The organism is Pelagovum sp. HNIBRBA483 (assembly GCF_040931995.1).
GTDB lineage: Bacteria > Pseudomonadota > Alphaproteobacteria > Rhodobacterales > Rhodobacteraceae > JAEPMR01.
This window is the reverse complement of sequence record NZ_CP162412.1, coordinates 1,844,676-1,860,400: the sequence shown is the minus strand read 5'-3', so window position 1 is coordinate 1,860,400 and position 15,725 is coordinate 1,844,676. Positions and strand designations below refer to the sequence as shown.

General features: G+C 55.4%; 14 protein-coding genes. 4 read left to right on the top strand and 10 right to left on the bottom strand.

Going from position 1 to position 15,725, the window contains the following annotated elements:
* Genes rsmA through lptF form a run of 6 tightly spaced genes read right to left on the bottom strand, consistent with a single transcriptional unit; the run spans position 1 to position 7,367 of the window.
* Positions 1–855: a 16S rRNA (adenine(1518)-N(6)/adenine(1519)-N(6))-dimethyltransferase RsmA gene (gene rsmA / locus AB1E42_RS09190; RefSeq protein ID WP_368343949.1), complete on the bottom strand. Its 855-nt coding sequence runs from the start codon at positions 853–855 to the stop codon at positions 1–3.
* On the bottom strand, positions 852–1,820 hold the full coding sequence (gene pdxA / locus AB1E42_RS09185; protein ID WP_368343948.1) for a 4-hydroxythreonine-4-phosphate dehydrogenase PdxA: 969 nt from the start codon (positions 1,818–1,820) through the stop codon (positions 852–854). The genes rsmA and pdxA overlap by 4 nt, the downstream gene beginning before the upstream one ends.
* A complete protein-coding gene (locus AB1E42_RS09180) occupies positions 1,817–3,034 on the bottom strand; it encodes a peptidylprolyl isomerase (protein ID WP_368343947.1) in 1,218 nt (405 codons plus the stop codon). The genes pdxA and AB1E42_RS09180 overlap by 4 nt, the downstream gene beginning before the upstream one ends.
* 12 nt (positions 3,035–3,046) lie before the next feature.
* Positions 3,047–5,155: an LPS-assembly protein LptD gene (locus tag AB1E42_RS09175; protein ID WP_368343946.1), complete on the bottom strand. Its 2,109-nt coding sequence runs from the start codon at positions 5,153–5,155 to the stop codon at positions 3,047–3,049.
* On the bottom strand, positions 5,152–6,243 hold the full coding sequence (lptG, locus tag AB1E42_RS09170) for an LPS export ABC transporter permease LptG (RefSeq protein WP_368343945.1): 1,092 nt from the start codon (positions 6,241–6,243) through the stop codon (positions 5,152–5,154). The genes AB1E42_RS09175 and lptG overlap by 4 nt, the downstream gene beginning before the upstream one ends.
* Positions 6,240–7,367 carry an LPS export ABC transporter permease LptF gene (gene lptF, locus AB1E42_RS09165; RefSeq protein WP_368343944.1) on the bottom strand — a complete coding sequence of 376 codons (1,128 nt, stop codon included), beginning with the start codon at positions 7,365–7,367 and terminating at the stop codon, positions 6,240–6,242. Before lptF ends, lptG begins: the two co-directional genes overlap by 4 nt.
* 134 nt (positions 7,368–7,501) lie before the next feature.
* Here lptF and AB1E42_RS09160 point away from each other — a divergent pair, with 134 nt between their 5' ends.
* Positions 7,502–7,987 (top strand): DNA polymerase III subunit chi, encoded by a 486-nt coding sequence (locus tag AB1E42_RS09160; RefSeq protein WP_368343943.1) that lies wholly within the window; start codon positions 7,502–7,504, stop codon positions 7,985–7,987.
* On the opposite strand, the gene AB1E42_RS09155 is transcribed toward AB1E42_RS09160, so the two are convergent.
* Genes AB1E42_RS09155 through AB1E42_RS09145 form a run of 3 tightly spaced genes read right to left on the bottom strand, consistent with a single transcriptional unit; the run spans position 7,976 to position 11,089 of the window.
* Positions 7,976–8,554 (bottom strand): TIGR02281 family clan AA aspartic protease, encoded by a 579-nt coding sequence (locus AB1E42_RS09155; RefSeq protein ID WP_368343942.1) that lies wholly within the window; start codon positions 8,552–8,554, stop codon positions 7,976–7,978. The genes AB1E42_RS09160 and AB1E42_RS09155 overlap by 12 nt on opposite strands.
* 15 nt (positions 8,555–8,569) lie before the next feature.
* Positions 8,570–9,196 carry a MarC family protein gene (locus AB1E42_RS09150; protein ID WP_368343941.1) on the bottom strand — a complete coding sequence of 209 codons (627 nt, stop codon included), beginning with the start codon at positions 9,194–9,196 and terminating at the stop codon, positions 8,570–8,572.
* A 42-nt stretch (positions 9,197–9,238) separates the two neighbouring features.
* The gene (locus AB1E42_RS09145) at positions 9,239–11,089 is read right to left on the bottom strand and encodes an ABC-F family ATP-binding cassette domain-containing protein (RefSeq protein WP_368343940.1); all 1,851 of its coding nucleotides are present in this window, start codon (positions 11,087–11,089) and stop codon (positions 9,239–9,241) included.
* A gap of 118 nt (positions 11,090–11,207) precedes the next feature.
* Between AB1E42_RS09145 and ndk the strand changes: the two genes are divergently transcribed.
* Entirely contained in the window at positions 11,208–11,630 is a 423-nt protein-coding gene (gene ndk / locus AB1E42_RS09140) for a nucleoside-diphosphate kinase (protein WP_368343939.1), read from the top strand.
* Between the two features lie 58 nt (positions 11,631–11,688).
* On the opposite strand, the gene AB1E42_RS09135 is transcribed toward ndk, so the two are convergent.
* On the bottom strand, positions 11,689–12,027 hold the full coding sequence (locus AB1E42_RS09135) for a TfoX/Sxy family DNA transformation protein (protein ID WP_368343938.1): 339 nt from the start codon (positions 12,025–12,027) through the stop codon (positions 11,689–11,691).
* Positions 12,028–12,105: 78 nt separating this feature from the next.
* Here AB1E42_RS09135 and AB1E42_RS09130 point away from each other — a divergent pair, with 78 nt between their 5' ends.
* Together AB1E42_RS09130 and AB1E42_RS09125 are read left to right on the top strand one after the other, a co-directional pair.
* Positions 12,106–13,272: an RsmB/NOP family class I SAM-dependent RNA methyltransferase gene (locus tag AB1E42_RS09130; protein WP_368343937.1), complete on the top strand. Its 1,167-nt coding sequence runs from the start codon at positions 12,106–12,108 to the stop codon at positions 13,270–13,272.
* A gap of 84 nt (positions 13,273–13,356) precedes the next feature.
* Positions 13,357–15,723 (top strand): ATP-binding protein, encoded by a 2,367-nt coding sequence (locus AB1E42_RS09125; protein ID WP_368343936.1) that lies wholly within the window; start codon positions 13,357–13,359, stop codon positions 15,721–15,723.
* Positions 15,724–15,725 lie beyond the last annotated feature (2 nt).

Genomic DNA, 15,725 nt, shown 5'->3' with positions numbered 1-15,725 from the left:
TTAGGGGCGGCTGTCAGCGGCCTTAAGGCTGCGGGCTAAGGCGCAGAATTGTGCGAGCGATATTTGCTCCGCGCGGTCTGTCGGCATGATGTCGGCATTTTTGAGATGCGCCTCAATATCCGGTGATACGGATTTCAAGGATGACCTGAGCATCTTGCGCCGCTGGTTGAAGGCGGCGGCGACCACTTTCGAAAGCATGTGTGGATCGGCGGGATATCGGGGCTCTGGAAGCGCTTCGAGATGGACAACTGCGGACGATACCTTCGGCGGTGGTGTGAAGGCTTGTGGCGGCAGATCAAGCACTATGCGGGCCGTACTGCGCCATTGGGCAAGGACAGCGAGCCGCCCATAAGCCTTACTGCCTGGCTCTGCGACGATGCGTTGCGCAACTTCCTTTTGGAACATCAATGTCAGGGAGCTCCAGAACGGAGGCCATTGTGCTGGTGTAAGCCATCGAACGAGCAATTCGGTGCCAACGTTATAGGGGAGGTTGGCTGCGACCTTGATCGGTGGGGTGAGATGGGCGAGGGGATCCACCTCAAGCGCATCGCCGTTGATGATCTGTAGACGATCAGGGTAATGCGCGGCGATTTCTTCCAATGCGGGTATGCAGCGGGCGTCCTTCTCAATCGCGAGGACGCGGCGGGCGCCTTCGGCGAGAAGGCCGCGCGTGAGGCCGCCGGGGCCGGGGCCGATTTCTAGAATATCGCTGGACGCGAGGTCACCCGCCTGACGCGCAATCTTGGCGGTGAGATTGAGATCGAGCAGAAAGTTCTGCCCAAGAGATTTTTTCGCGGAAAGGTTATGCGTCGCGATCACGTCTCTTAGAGGTGGGATTTGGTCAATTTGGCTCATCGCTTCTGCCTGTTGTTTCCCATTTCCCACGCCATCGCAATGGCTGCAATCATTGAAGTTGGGTCCGCAAGTCCCTTGCCCGCAATATCAAAAGCGGTTCCGTGATCGGGCGATGTGCGGACAAAATCAAGCCCCAGCGTGATATTCACACCGCCCGAGAAATCGAGCGTCTTGATCGGGATCAACGCTTGATCGTGATAGGCGCAAATTGCTGCGTCGTAGCTCTTGCGAGCGATGGGATGAAACATCGTATCCGCCGACAATGGTCCGTTTATAGATAGTCCCTCGCTGCGCAGTCGTTCAATCACCGGAAGCATGACTTCCAATTCTTCCCTCCCCATACGGCCACCTTCACCGGCATGGGGGTTCAATCCAGCGACGGAGATGCGGGGCGTTCTAATGCCAAATTCGGTTCTGAGAGCGGATATCGTTTGCTGGATGGTGCGCTCCAAAAGCTCTGCTGTGAAGCGTTTTGGTACGTCACTGATTGGGATGTGGATCGTGGTTGGCACGACGCGCAGCTCGGGACAAGCCAGCATCATCACGACATGGTCTTTATTATCCAGTTCGCAGAGGAACTCCGTATGACCGGGAAAGCGAAAACCGGCACCTTCGGCCAGTGCCTGTTTGTGAATGGGAGAAGTGCAGAGTGCGGTGCATGCGCCCGACTTTGCTAATTTCGCCCCAATTTCAATCGATTCGATCACGCCCTTTGCGTGGGCAGCAACGGGTGTCCCCGGCGTCCTTGGCGGGGCCATGTCAAGAGCCAGCACCGGCAACGCGTTCTCAGATAGAGCGGCTGCGTCTTGGGCCTCATGCACCCGAACTGTAGGCAGATCTGCGGGGAGGTGAAGAGGATCACCTATCCATAACATCGGTATCTTTGAGCGGAGGTGCTTCCAAGCCGCCGACGCGATCTCCGGCCCAATGCCCGCTGGCTCGCCGCATGAAATGGCGACGGTCATTCGATAGTGATCGTCGCCGATGCGCGAAGGTTTGCAAGAAGGGCATCTGCATAACCGCTGAGACGCGCAGAACGCAGTTCATTGCCCACCGCAACACGGTCTTCTTCGAGTGCGCTTGGTTCAGACAGGCGGGCGCAAAGCATCAAGAAGATGAGCGTGTCACCATCGTCGGTGCGAAGCGATGTCGAGATTTCATCGGGATCCAGTTTCGCGAGTTCGATCGCGATATCTTGGGGAATAGAGCGTACGGGAAGAATTTCCCTCTCCAGTGCTTCTTCGGGCATATCGCGCGCAATTCCGTAAAGATCGTCACATGTGTCGATGCCGCGGGCGATTGAACGCGCATTCTCTGCCGCTTTGCCGGAGATGGCATCGGGCAAGAAGAGTGTTGCAAACTCAATAGCTCCGCCTGCGCTCGACACCCGCTCAACCTCTCTCAGGCCGCGCAATTGAAATAGCGCGACACCATTAGGGATTGGCAGCGGATCGGATATCTCTCCTGGTTTCAGGCCGAGCATGAGGCCGCGGAGGGCAGGTGGGTAGTTATCAAGATCGACCCAATCAAGCCGACCTCCGTTTGCGCGTGAAGGCAGTGCAGACACCTGACGCGCGGCGTCTTCAAACGCTTCCTGGCTTGGGAGGTTGGCTATCTGTTGAGCCACATCCATCGCCTCTTCCATTCGTTCAGGTGGCGCAGCCAAAATTATTTCGGACAGGAGTACCTGAATTTTTGTCGCGGAGTCAGAGCGCTGTCCAAGCACACGGTCGATATCTTCGGGGGAAATCTCGATACGCCCCGCATAGGTTTGGCGAACAAAGTCGCGCCATGCTGAGTTCGCGTAGAGGAAGTCTCGGAAGGTCTGGCTATCGACACCGGCAGCGGCCAGCTCACGGTAAAGGTCGTTTTCGGTGGTTTCATTGCGCGCGAGGAAATCCGCTAGCGCTCTCTCAAAACCTGCATCTGTCAGTGACAACCCCCGACGGGACAATTCCGAGAGTTTCAGGCTTTCGTCGATGAGTTGTTGCTGGGCAAGCTCCTGAAGGTCGCCCGGTGTTCCAAATGCGGCCAGGAGCTTCTCGCGTTGGTCCAGCTCGTAATAGGTTATGACATCGTCATTCACCGTGATTGCCGGAGAGAACAGCGATTGCGCCATCATAATGGTTGGCAAGCTGATGCTGAAGATGATCAGAAAGAAGCGGTGCACAGCAGTCATGTATTCGTTGTCCTAGTTCCGGCAGGATCGCGCTTGAGCACTATTGCCTTCATTTGCCGCAAAGCCAAGTAGCCGCACGGTCAATTGGTAGTCGGTCGATGGCTGCACAGTAGTTGAAGACGTAAACCGACGCGAGGCAGAAAGCTCTACATCGACGCATTCATTTTGCCAGCCAAGTGAAGCGTTCGCTCGTGCTGGTGATTGGCTTACGACATCGTAGCGGGCACCAAGGCCCGCTCGCCAACGGTCGTTTATTTGGAACTCGCTCGCGACAGTCCATTCCCAGATCGAGGAGAGGCGATCCCTTTGCGGATCCGCTTCGAGCCAAATGTAGGAAGCGCTCAGGTCCATCCAGTCGTTGTTCCATGTCGCACGCGCTTCTGAGAGGGAGCTTTCGAAATCGTCATCGAGGATGTTTCTCAGCTCAGCGCCAAGGCCGCCTGCAAATTCCAGTTGGGCCGCGATGAGCCAGCTGGATGGCGATGAGTTTAAGCCGGTGCTTTGTGCGAATGATAATGGTTCGCTGTGGTAGATTCGCCCTGCGGTGATGCGCGTGGAGCGCCCGCTTGGTGCAATGCTCGTCCAAGTCGCGCCAATTGCAGCGCGCGCGCCGGTTTCCTTGCGATCATCGCCGGGAAAGCGGTCCAGGGCGAAAAGATTCGCCTGATCAAGTTCGACGCGGGTGCTGTCTTCATTGACGATCGTGCCGTTGGTGGAGGTTGTGGACCATGCAAGCCCAATAATTGGTTCGAAAACCTGATGAGTACCATTCGATGTACTCCGCTGGAATGGCCAGCGGAGCGTCAGGCCCGTAGATGGCGCGATGCGCCATGCCAAACCATTGTTGGATATATCTTGTTGCGTGTAGTAGCCGTCAGCGGCGATCTGGCCCGTCGCGTTCAGGAGCACGCCGGTGCGGGTATCCCAATCTTTTTCCCACGATAGTGCCGATCCGACACGAACGACGTCGCGGCCCTGATCGCCTGTAGCCCGATCGAAGCGGAAATGGGCATCGACACCAGATGAAAAAGTGACGACCCCCATGTCGGCAGCGTCAAATTCGCGAATATACGAGAATTCGGTCAGCAAAGGGGGCAGGCTGAGGTTCGTTTCGTCGCTCCGCAGTGTTTGATAGAAGGTAACCTCACCTTGGGCGAGCCTCGCCTCTGTTACCGAATTGAATGCGATCGAGCTGTCCAGTCGATCTCGATCCGAGAATCCGTACTCAAGCAGATATGCCTTGTCGCTAACGAATTCGGCGTCGAACCGCAGTTCGGTATCTCGAAGAATATCGAAGCGCCCTTTACCGAACAGATAGGCGCGCATGGTATCGGGTCTGATGGTGTCTGAACTTGCTGCCGCATCGATCTGAATCTCGCCCCTCAAAAAGGCTTGGCGATATCGTGCTTCCAGCGTCTTGGTGACGGGGGATGAATAGGGCGTTAGCAATATGTCCCGAGAGGCTCCAAATTCGACGAAATAGGGTATTCGGATACCGATCCCCAGAAGGTCTGAGGTCCGAATTTCAGGGACGAGAAACCCACTTGCACGCCGGACGGTGGGATCGGGCATACGCATTCTTGGTAGCCAAAAGATGGGTAAACCGCGTAGCAGCAGCCGCGCGTCCTCGAAATAGAGCCGACTTTCGGTTTCATTATGAGTGACGCGGGCAGCCTCGATCGACCAGAGAGGCGCTTGATTTCCGCACACTGCGCACGACGTTGCGGCAACGCGGTCAAATTGGGTCATTCGACCGGCTTTGGCGACAGTGTCGGAGGCGAGTTGCAGACGCCTATCCAACAAGGCGCGTGCGCCTTCCAGGAGGCCAAATTCCAATCTGGCGTCCAAGGTTGCTCGGGTTGCGTTGATCACATTGCCCGCTGCATCGGCGATGAAGATCGGTCCATCAACGATCAGGCGCTCAGACCTGCGATCAAAAATGATCCTGTCGGCTGAAAGGCGGGTCCCCTCAAAAAAGACTTCGACATTTCCGCTGGCAACAAGCCTAGGGCCTGGCTCCACAGATATTGTATCTGCCAGCAGAGCGGCTCTGTCTTGGGCGGCAGCTGCCGAAACATACCCAAGAAGGACGAATAGACCTATCCATAATGCGCGGATCATCCGTCCTCCAATTGCAGAAGAATGGCCAACGCGAATGCCAAACCAGCGAGGGGAGGCGCCCATGCCGAGAGGATTGAAGGTATTTGGCCGCTTTCGCCCAGCAACATGGAAAAGTTCCGAATGAAATAGAATGCAAAGCCCAGCAAAATTGCTGTCATCACCCGAAATGTCGTTCCGCCGCCACGCTGAAACCGCATGCTAAATGCCGCTCCGAGGATCACCATTGTAAGGAACATGATTGGTTGCGAAAGTTCACTGTGAAACCAGACCAAGTGACGCCGCGCCGCGAAACCCGCGAGGCGTAGGTTTTCAATGAATGCCGGTAGATCCCAGATCGAAATGGAAGACGGCTCGCCGAAGCTGTCCCTGATTTCGTCCGCAGTTAGGGTTGATGGTATTTCGTAGCTTGGCAATGTCAGCGCTGTTTTTTCTGGATTTGTGCTGTCGACTAACTGCCAAATCTTCACGCCCGACATGCGCCAGGCGCCGTCGATCAGCTCGGCTTTTTCAGCCTCAATGCGTTCTGTCACACCCGATGTTGGCGATGATTGTAGGAAGGTGACCGAACCAAGCAATGTGCCATCCAAATTACTGGACTGAGCACGAATGACAGTTTGGGCTTCGCCACCTTGACGGAGCCAAAGACCGTCTTCGGAAATTGCCAAGGTGCTGGCCTCTTCGCTTAGCGCTGTTGTCTTGCTTTCATAGGCTCGGGAAGTGGCCGCAACGATCGGGTTCAGGACTGCGACCGCAAGCAAAGAGATAAGTATTGTTGCCATCACCGGTGCAAAAAGCATGCGTGCCGTTGATTTCCCCGATGCGCGGATGATGACAAGTTCCGAATTTCGCGACAGCGACAGAAAGCACAAAATGGTGCTCAGGATCAGAACAAGCGGAAGGAGTTGGTACATAACGCCCGGCATATTCAGCGCACTCAGTATTATGACTTCAGAGAGGCTGCTGTCACTCCCTCCGAAACGGCGCAATTGCTCGACCATGTCCAAGAGGCCGTTCACGACGAAGAAGGCCCCCCAAACACCCAGGAAAGCAAAAGTGAACCGTTTGGCCAAATACAGCTGGAGGATCACGCTGATACACTCCTGCGAAGTTGAAACCAGTTTGGATGTGCAAGGCGCATCAATTGCACGACTATAACTGCCGCCCCGAAAAAGATTGGTAAGTAAGCGGCCGGCCAATATCCCAAGGTCTGGCGGGCCAACTGCCCGCCGGTTGTTTCTGCCAGTTTGATCAGTACGACGAATATGAGCGCATGACCGATCTGTGGCCATACTCCGAACCGGCTGAATCGGACGGTGAGGAGCGATGAAAAGCCCAGCATTGCGCCGACGAAAGCCATAAGAGCCTGTACGTTTCGATTATGGGCCTCGGCCATCAGGAAAGCAGATGTTTGGCCAGTTTCGGCAGAGAGCCCTTCGTCCGCTGAGAGCAGCTCTAAGGTCGACAGCTGTGCCGCCGATCGCTGTGGCGTTGTGCTATCGGGGAGAAGCCCCTTTAGATCGTAAGCAAATTCGCGGAAACGGGTGGTGAATAGGCTGCGATTGTCGGTGTCAAAATACTGCACCAGCCCGTCTAGCATGATCAGGTTGGTTGAATCAGCGGACCCACGCACAAGGTAGGCGCTGCCGGCAGTATAGATCATGCTCTGATCTGCGGCACGATTATCAGAGAGGAATATATCAAGCAGCCTTCCATCTGAGGTAATTTCGCGAATGTAGAATGTGATCCCGGGAGATGGAGAAACGAAACGACCTTCGGTGAGTAATCGCGCTGAAATGTTTTGGCTGACCTCGACGCTCCGCGTGGCGAGCGCGCGATTGGCGGCAGGTGAGAGCCAATGCATCAAAATGCCCATCATCAGCATCACTAGGATGCCAAAGAGCGCCACAGGTCGTGCGAGACGGTAAGGCGAATACCCTGTCGCCTGCACGACTACCAATTCGGATTCATTTATGAGCCGGTTGGTTACGAAAAGGCTGGCGACAAATGATGCAATTGGCAGAACAATCTGCATCACTGTCGGCAGAGATAGCGCTGTGAATTCAAAAAAGACGCTGGCGCTCTCACCATTGGCGATCAGCTGATCAAAAAGACGAACGGCCTGATTGACCCAATAGACGAGAATGAGGATCAGCGCGGAAACCCCAAATACCGCCACATATTGCGACAATAAATATCTGTCGAATCGCGGCACCGGTTCCCCCTCATAGTCTCGTCTGGCAGACGGGGTGACAGTACCTTATGGTGCCGATGTATTGAACCTGTATCTTCGATCATGGGTCGATGGCAGGCAAGTTTTGGCGCGGTGGACAAACGAGAGGGTTCTACATGGGGGCAGTGTTTTTCTATCACCTGACAGAGAAACCGCTCGAGGCGACCTTGCCCGCTCTTTTGGAGCGGGCGCGGGCCAACGAATGGCGCATCGAAGTCCGTTCCGGCTCTTTGGATAAGGCCAGGTTGATTGACCGGATGCTTTGGGGTGGGGCACCCGAGAATTTTTTGCCGCATGGAATTTCAGGCAGCACACAAGACGACGACCAGCCGATTTTGCTTACCGGCGCGTGTGAACAAGGCGCGGTGCCTTCCGAGGGGGAATTTGACTGCGTGATGTGCGTTGAAGGCGCGCCGCTGTCGGCGTCTGAGGTGATGGCGCTGGAACGTGCTTGTGTGATTTTCGACGGTGCGGATCCGGAGGCGCTACAAGCCGCGCGTGGTCAGTGGAAGCAACTGGTCGCTGATGGATGCAGCGCGCAGTATTGGGGGCAAGAGGGAGGCCGATGGACAATGAAAGCCGAAAGCAAATCAGAGCCGTAGAAACAGCGACCCGTCTCGTATTTCGATGCTGCTGAACCTGTTGAGAAGATCCATTCCGAGCAAGGAGATATCAAGTTCTCCTGCGTTTACGACGGCCCTCACGTTCTCCTGAAAGAACGGACCGATTTCGAATGCGTCAAGCCGGATAGGCGCGGTTCGGACGGTCCCATTCGCGGTAAGTGCCGTGCTGGAAAAGACCAATTCCGCGGTTTCAATTCCTGCGTTCAACGCATCTTTCTTGGAAAGGACGATCTGACTTGCGCCTGTGTCGAGGATGAACTCAATTGGGGTTCCGTTGACTTCAGCGATCAGATGAAAATGACCGTCGCTCTGTCGTGGAACGATAATCTCGCCTTTTGGACTGACTTCATAGGTCAGAAAGACGTCACGCCTTATGTCATTCCAAAGACCGACCGCGCCGATCACGCCGACGAAAATCAGACCCCAGATCGTTGCTTGTTGGAGCATTTTGGAGCGCTGTGACCGACTTTGAAGGAAAAGCGACCCAACGATAGCGATAAGGAGGAGGCCAAGGTAGGCGAGGCGCGCGAATTGGTCTGTTGTCATTGAATCGACGCAGGGTTAGTTCACGAAGCCGAATGAGGCCAAACCGTCCAGAATGAACTGTACGGAAAGCGCCGCCAGCAACATGCCCAGAAGGCGGGTTGCGACGGTGATGCCCGTCTTGCCAAGCAGCTTTTCAAGATAGCCGGCGGCCATAAAGAAGGCGAATACAAGCCCGATCACCGCCAGCATCACGCCGAGTACAGATGCCAATCCAAGGGGCGATGATGTTTGTCCCGTCAGCAGGATGATTGAGGCAATCGCACCCGGTCCCGCGATGAGCGGTATAGCCAGTGGGAAGATCGAGGGATCATCGCTGGCTTCTTCCTCACTTTCTTCGGTTTGAGATTTGCGACGCTTTTGGCGCCGCTCGAAGAGCATGTCGAGCGCAGTCAGAAACAGGAGTACGCCACCTGCAATGCGGAAGGCAGGCATGGAGATACCGATGAAGCCGAGCAATTCCTCACCGAGCATTGCAAAGCCCAAAAGGATCAGAGCCGCCGTGAAGCAAGCATGAATGGCGATGCGACGACGGGCAGCCGGCGTGGCGCCTTGGGTCAGTGCAAGGAACACGGGCATTAGCCCGATCGGATCAATGACAACGAGAAGTGTCGTGAAAGCGGTGATGATCATTGCGGTTTCCATCCCGCTTTGTCTCCTATTCGGCTCGGATTATCCAGAACTTCCTCAGAGTTGTTGTTCCGCGTATTCGAGCTTTTCGAGTGCTTTTATCCAAAGTGCTTCTGCGCGCTCCAGCCCTTCCACCACTTCTGCGTATTTCCGATTCCAGGTTTCCAGTTCTCCGGAACGGCTCTCTTCATACAGCTCGGGCATCGCGAGTTTCTTAGAGAGTTTTTCACGCATCTCTGTGATCTTGTTGACCCGCTCCTCGCATTTGCGGACCTCTGATCGTAGGGAAAGGATAGCGTCGCGCGAGGGTTTCTCGGTCTTGGGTTTAGGTGCCTGCTTTTTTTGTTCCCGCTTGTCCTGCGAGAGGAGCATCCGGCGATAGGTGTCGAGATCGTCGTCGTATGGCGTGACCCGTCCGTCTTTCACCAACCAGAGGCGGTCAGCGACGTGTGCAAGGAGGTGCAAGTCGTGGCTCACAAGAATAACCGCGCCGCGGTACGCATTAAGTGCTTCGACAAGCGCCTCTCTGCTTTCGATGTCAAGGTGGTTGGTCGGTTCGTCAAGGATAAGCAGGTGCGGCGCATCGAGTGTTGCAAGCAAGAGAGACAGGCGCGCTTTTTGGCCACCTGACAAACGCCCTACCTCTGTCTCCGCTTGAGCTGCGAGCAATCCAAAACCCGCCAATCGCGCGCGAAGCTTCGACTGGGCTTCTGCCGGCCGCTCCCGCTGGAGGTGTTGGAGGGGCGTTTCCTCAACTCTCAGTTCATCAACCTGATGCTGCGCAAAAAAGCCGATACGCAGCTTCGAGGAACGGGTGATCGTCCCTGTTAGCGATGGAAGCCGGTTCGAAAGCAGCTTGGCGAGCGTTGATTTACCTTCTCCGTTCCGCCCCAACAGAGCAATGCGGTCGTCCTGGTCGATGCGGAGATCGAGCCTGTCGAGCACTATATGGGAGCCGTACCCCGCTCGGGCGTCTTCTGTCGCGAGGATCGGAGGCGAGAGTTCCTCGGGTGATGGAAAGCTGAAGACTGTCCTTGCCGCATCTTCGGGCATGCGGATCGTCTCCATCTTTTCAAGCATCTTTACACGGCTTTGCGCCTGCTTTGCCTTGGTGGCTTTGGCCCTGAAGCGATCAACAAAGGATTGAAGGTGCGCGCGTTGTGCTTCCTGCTTCTTGGCCGCTTGCGCAATGAGTGCGCGTGTTTCGGCGCGTTGGCGGGCGAATTGGTCATAAACGCCGGTGTAGAACGTCAGTTTGAGGTCTTCGAGATGCAGAATCCCGCCAACCGAGCGGTTGAGCAGCGCTCTGTCGTGGCTCACAATCAGGACGGTGTGTGGATACTTGACCAGATAGCTTTCGAGCCACAATGCGCCTTCGAGGTCGAGATAGTTGGTTGGTTCGTCCAAGAGGAGCAAATCGGGTTCGGAAAAGAGTACCGCTGCAAGCGCGACGCGCATCCGCCAACCGCCGGAAAAGGCCGAGCAAGGCATATGTTGCTCGTCATGGGTGAAGCCCAGTCCGCGTAAAATCGCGCTTGCCCGTGCCTCGGCAGACCATGCATCAATGTCTGCCAGACGGGTCTGGATCTCGGCAATGCGATTGGGGTCTTCTGTTTGTTCGGTGAGCAGCGCCGCGCGCTCGGTATCAGCAGCAAGAACGGTGTTGAGCAGAGATACCTCGTTCCCCGGCACTTCCTGACTCACGCCGCCGATCTTCCAGCCTCTTGGAATTTCGATTGAGCCGCTATCGAGGGTTAACTCACCACGGATCAGGCGAAAAAGTGTTGTTTTGCCGGTTCCATTGCGCCCTACCAAGCCGACCTTGTGGCCGGTGGGAATGGTCGCGGAGGCGTCTTCCAGCAATGGGCGCCCGTCAATCGAGTAGGATATTCCAGAAATTCTAAGCATTGGATGTGCTTGCACCAAGCCAGCAGTCGCGTCAATCGCACCTTTTCAAAGAGTAGGGCGCGTGCTAGGGCAGCGCCAAATTTCACCGGGCTCTGGCCCAAAGCACTAGAGGAACGACATGGCGATTGAACGCACACTCTCCATCATCAAGCCGGACGCAACGAAGCGTAACCTGACTGGCAAGATCAACGCAAAATTCGAAGACGCTGGCCTGCGCATCGTGGCACAGAAGCGCATCCAACTGACGCCGGCACAGGCTGGCCAGTTCTACGCCGTTCACGCTGAGCGCCCGTTCTACGGCGAGCTGTGCGAGTTCATGGCGTCGGCTCCAGTTGTTGTGCAGGTGCTTGAAGGTGAAGGCGCTATCGCGAAGAATCGCGAAGTCATGGGCGCAACCAATCCGGCTGATGCGGCACCCGGCACTGTCCGCGCTGAATTTGCCGAGTCGGTTGGCGAAAACTCCGTACACGGCTCCGACGCACCGGAAACCGCGAAAGAAGAGATCGCATTCTTCTTCTCCGGTCTCGAACTGGTTGGCTAATTCTCTTTGAATTCCGCTTTATGACTACGGCCCGCAGCGTAATTGTTGCGGGTCGTATTCATTTTTGCAGGTCGATGACACCGATCCGGTTGAGCATTTCTTCGAGTTTATTGTCCGCAGCGGGTTTGCGCGCACTGACGATTTGATCGAACCTGAGGCGTAAGGTTTTCTTTTCGGCAGGGGCGAGATCGTTCCAAGCGCGCCCCTGAAGACCCATCACAAGCGCGTAGTACCCGATGAAATGCGGCCGCGTTCCGCTTTCAATGAGCGCCGCATAGGCGGCATCGGCGCCGAGCGCGATTATTTCTTCCGCAGTATGAATGCCTGCGCGTTCGAATGCGCTCGCCATGGCGGGGCCGAGGTTGCGGAGTGAGGTGATTGGCGAATTCTTGTTCATGTTTCAACCTAACCTCGGCAGTTGTCTTGGTCTATCGGGTGTGGCAGGTCGAACGAAGTTTTAGAGATTGGGGCTGCCATGAAACCTGCTGCTCGTATCGCCGCTGCCGCGGAAATCCTCGATTACATTTTTTCAGGCGAGCCTGCGGAAAAAGTGCTGACGGGGTGGGCGCGACGTTCCCGTTTTGCCGGTTCCAAAGATCGCGCGGCAATCAGGGATATCGTGTTTGATGCTCTTCGTAAGAGAAACAGTTATGCTGCGCGCGGTGGCGCACTGACCGGTCGTGCGGTGATGTTGGGGCGGGCAGTGCTGCAAGGTGAGCCTGTCGAAGAGATTTTTTCGGGGGAGCGCTTTGCGCTTGCGGAGCTTTCCGAGGCGGAAAGGAAAGCTATCTCGCAAGACTTGGCGGAGAAGGTGATCAATCTGCCTGATTGGGTTGTCACGCAAATCGCTGATGAGAATGGCGAGGAGGCAGCGCAGGAAATCGGCGTTGCCCTTGAGGAACGCGCGCAGGTGTTCGTGCGGGCGAACCTTTTGAAGGCAACGCCTGAGAATGCCATTGAGAGGCTCGGCGCTGAAGGGGTCATTGGTGTGCCTCACCCGCATGTGCGAACGGCGATCAAAATTACTGAGGGCGCGCGACTGCTTGCATCGTCAACGGCTTATCAGGAAGGCTATGTTGAAGTTCAAGATGCTTCCTCGCAGGCTGCTGTGGCGCTATTGCCGTTAGAGCAAGGTGATAATGTGCTCGATTATTGCGCCGGCGGCGGGGGAAAGGCGCTCGCGATTGCCGCGAGGACGAAATCTCAGGTCGATGCATACGACATTTCGTTCGGGAGGATGAAGGATATTCCCTCGAGAGCGACACGGGCAGGGGCCGAGATCACATGTCATCAGCAGCCACCAGAGCAACTGTATGATTTGGTGTTCTGTGATGCGCCTTGTTCAGGTAGCGGAACGTGGCGACGAACGCCGGATATGAAGTGGCGTTTCAGTGAAGCTCGGATGGTGGCATTGCAGGCTCAGCAAGCAGAGGTGCTGCGCAAAGCCGCGCCACTTGTAAGGGCTGGCGGCTTTCTTGCTTATGCAACGTGTTCGATCCTGCGGGCTGAAAATTTCGCGCAGGTCAAAGCGTTTGTTGACGACTCAGGTGAGTTTTCTTTGGTGGATGACCATAGCTGGCCGGTCAGTGAGGAAGGCGACGGCTTTTATCTTGCAATCCTGCAAAAGCAAAATACACTTTAAAGTTGTATTTGGCTGTATCGCGCACTTTTTTACTTTTGATTAATCTTAATCGTTTTTGCTTGCGCGGTAATTTGCGGGGTTATCGTGCTGCGTGGTTCACTAGCTGCACCTTCAATTCGGACAACGATCCGCCTCGGTGCGAGCGTCGGTCTGATTGCGATTGCCGTGATTTTCGCTCTCCATCAGGATTGGATATCTCTCAATATCAATAGTTTGATTTCCGTTGGGCTGGCTGTTCTGGTTGCCGTCTCATTGCTCTTGTATGGCGTTTCGAGGTGGATGGCCGAAAGGTTCCTTATTGCAACTGCGCGCACTTTAGTGGCTGAAGAAACCGGTTTCGCGCTGATTGCGGACGGCGTTGGCAAACTCATTGTCGCGAGTGCGGTCGCCGAAGACGTGACTGGCGACACTGACAACGCGATGATGATACTAACGCATAAGTTGAAATTCGCAGCGGCGGAACCGGCGGAAATGCTCTTTCGACTTCAAGCGGTCGCTCATGCCGTCGGTCGTGCGAGCGAAATCATTTATACCAAGAATGGCACTTCGCGTGTTTCGGTACTCGAACTTCGTACCGATTGTTATCTATGGCGCCTCGACTTGCCCAAACGCGCGCCAGACGAGTTAGAGCACCGTGATGCAATCGCGCATCTGATTGCTGGTCCGAGCGGCACCGTCACATATCTCAACAACGCGGCAAAAGAGCTGTTCGGGCGGCGACCCACGACCTTGCACAGCATTTTTGAGGACGACCTGCCGGTTTCTGGGGGGATCGCCAAGTTGAATCAGGCGCGGTGGAAAGACTGCATGGTCCTTCATCGCCAGTTGCGCGGTGGGCGGGTTGAGGTTTTTTGTTTTTCGTCCGACTTTGAGGCGGAGATTGCCCATGCGCCTTGGTCTGAGGTTGAAGAGTTGCCTGTTCCTCTCCTGAAATTGAGCGCAGGGGGGGATGTACTCGCCGCAAATCGTGAAGCGCGATTACTGCTGAAGAATGACTTCAAGTCAAAAAGGCGATTGAGCGATCACGTCGAAGGCTTGGGCCGCCCCGTCAAGGATTGGGTCCATGAACTTTCCTGCAGAAATCTTGGGGCGACGGAGAGTGAGTTCCTCAGAGGCGTCGGTGAGGCGGAGGACATGTTTCTTGAGGTGCGGCTGGTGCGCACCGGCGATGAAAATAATAGCGAGGTTTTAGCTGTTCTTGCCGACAGGACCGATTTCAAGGCTCTAGAGGCTCAGTTCGTTCAAAGCCAGAAAATGCAGGCAGTTGGTCAGCTTGCTGGTGGGGTTGCGCATGATTTCAACAACTTGCTGACTGCGATTTCAGGGCATTGTGATCTCTTGCTGTTGCGGCATTCGAGCGATCACGATGACTATGGGGATTTGATGCAAATCCATATCAATGCCAATCGCGCTGCGGCACTGGTGTCCCAGCTTTTGGCATTTTCGCGGAAGCAAAACCTCCGATTGGAGGTGATCCGTTTTGAAGAAGTGCTTCCTGATCTCATGCATCTTTTAAGCAGGTTGGTGGGTGAGAAAATTCGGCTGAAGGCTGAACATCACGGTGCAAAGGTGCAAATCCGCGTTGATCGCCGGCAGTTGGAGCAGGTGATCATGAACCTCGTCGTCAATGCGCGTGATGCAATGCCCGCGGGCGGGGAAATTTTGGTCAGCAGCAGCGCGTGTACCTTGGTTGAGCCGATGATACGGCAGCGTGCAACGGTTCCCGCCGGAGATTACCTACTGGTGCAGGTGATCGACGAGGGAACAGGCATCCCGAAGGACAAACTTTCCAAGATATTTGGGCCCTTCTATACGACAAAGGGCGCGGGGCAGGGAACGGGGCTTGGCCTCTCGACGGTCTATGGGATCGTTAAACAATCGGGCGGCTACATTTTTGCCGAAAGCGATGCGGGGATTGGTGCGATATTCTCGTTATATTTCCCCGTTCACCATCCTGACCCAACAATCGAGGCTCTTGATAAATTTGCCCTCAATGCCGATGCGGAGCTTGAAAGTGATGCACCAGAAAAGGCCGAGGACAACATATTCAGAGAATATTCCGAGCCGGTGGAGGGTACAGGGACCATCTTACTTGTCGAAGATGAAGCACCAGTACGGAATTTTGCCTCTCGCGTACTTGAAGGCCGTGGGTACACTGTCGTCGAAGCTGACAATGGGGACAATGCGCTGAAACTGCTTGAGGATGAACAGCTTCAAGTCGATGTGTTTATATCTGACGTAGTCATGCCGGGGAGCAACGGACCTACTTGGGTGCGAAAGGCACTGGCCGAACGCCCGGATACCCGTGTGATATTTGTCTCTGGCTATGCGCATGATCCTGTTACTGCGGATCAATGTGACATCCCCGGCGCTGTCTTTCTACCGAAGCCGTTCTCACTTGAGAAACTCGCTGACACGGTGGCCGCCCAGTTTCGGGTCCGCCAGATTTAGAA